Annotated in this window: 1 pseudogene; it reads left to right on the forward strand. The window is 28.2% G+C overall.

The features are described from left to right. Positions 1-225 (forward strand): annotated as a pseudogene (locus OL66_RS04095) (dTMP kinase); the annotation flags it as partial. Positions 226-354: the final 129 nt, after the last annotated feature.

Genomic DNA, 354 nt, shown 5'->3' on the forward strand with positions numbered 1-354 from the left:
ATCGGAAGAACTAGAAAGAAAAAACAAAAAAACCATCAAAGAGATCTCATTGAAAGACAATCATTAACTTATTTTCAAACCGTTCGTCAAGGATACAATCATTATCTCACTCATTATACTAGTGGAGTTAATAAATTAATTTTAAACGGAAGTGATTCTATCAAATCCAATGTCAAACAAATTATTAAACAAATAGGAGTACTATCAAATGGCGATCATAACTAAAAAGACCTGTCAAAACAGCAATACTTACATCTATTTTTCTAATGGAAAAATCAAAACCATTCATAAAGATGGCACCATTACCTGGAAAACAAAAAGAATTTTTAAAACTAAAAAAAACCAACAAAAGAC

It is taken from the genome of Chrysanthemum yellows phytoplasma (genome assembly GCF_000803325.1).
Taxonomy (GTDB): domain Bacteria; phylum Bacillota_I; class Bacilli_A; order Acholeplasmatales; family Acholeplasmataceae; genus Phytoplasma; species Phytoplasma asteris.